We start from the raw sequence: 784 nt of genomic DNA, 5'->3' as shown, positions 1-784 counted from the left end.
ACAAAGATCAACACGCCCTAATATCAATACATTAAATATGGCACATTACTGGCTTTAGTCCCCATAACTATTTTACAAGCCAAAGATCAACATATGGATATTGATAGCACCTTAAAACGCAGCACCAAACCGAGTCAGCGTAAAAAACTCATATTTGGTACCTTACTTATTAGCATAGCGCTTATTATTTGGCTGATTTACTCATGGCTAGCACCTACCACATTGGCGGCTAATCAACTGCAAATAGCCACCGTAACTCAAGCTGATTTTGTAATAAAAATACGTGGCTTTGGCCGTTTAAAATCAAAGTATCAGCGTTATTTAACCAATACCGATAGCGCCATGGTCGAAGCTATTCATGTATACCCCGGCACCCGCGTCAATAAAGACACCGTTATTTTAACCCTGGTAAATCCACTACAAGCGCAACGTTTATCAGTCGCACGGCTCGAATTGGCAAGACAAAAAGCCAGCGCTAACGAACAAATAATCAATCAAAAAAGTCAGCTATTAGAGCGCCAAGCAAGCCTGACTATTTTAAAAAGCGAGCTTGAAAGTGCCCAACTGCGTGCACAGGCCGAAAGTAAATTGTGAGCTTTAGCGCCACAATCTCACCTAAATGATTAATTATTAAATGTAGTTTGAATCCATATGACCAACCCATAGTGCCTTTTCCATGATGAGCAACGCCTTCAAACATTTTATTTCTTTTAGCTCTGATGATGTGACACACTTCTATTTTAGTGGAGTCAACAAATTGTATACCTGTGGGCTTGCCAAGTTT

1 protein-coding gene and 1 pseudogene are annotated in these 784 nt (G+C 40.1%); one reads left to right on the top strand and one right to left on the bottom strand.

Features of this window, described 5'->3' with window-relative positions; genetic code table 11:
- Positions 1–93: 93 nt before the first annotated feature.
- Entirely contained in the window at positions 94–594 is a 501-nt protein-coding gene (locus tag CWC30_RS17825) for an efflux RND transporter periplasmic adaptor subunit (protein WP_212746091.1), read from the top strand.
- On the opposite strand, the pseudogene CWC30_RS17820 reads toward CWC30_RS17825, so the two are convergent.
- Positions 590–784 (bottom strand): annotated as a pseudogene (locus CWC30_RS17820) (transposase); the annotation flags it as partial. The gene CWC30_RS17825 and the pseudogene CWC30_RS17820 overlap by 5 nt on opposite strands.

It is taken from the genome of Pseudoalteromonas sp. S4741, assembly GCF_005886135.1.
GTDB lineage: Bacteria > Pseudomonadota > Gammaproteobacteria > Enterobacterales > Alteromonadaceae > Pseudoalteromonas > Pseudoalteromonas tetraodonis.
Note: the sequence above shows the minus strand (reverse complement) of the source record. Positions and strands in the feature narration are given on the sequence as shown.

What these genes read in the sequence shown, in the direction of transcription:
- CWC30_RS17825 (WP_212746091.1), top strand. Translation starts at nt 94, where the DNA reads ATGGATATTGATAGCACCTTAAAACGCAGCACCAAACCGAGTCAGCGT.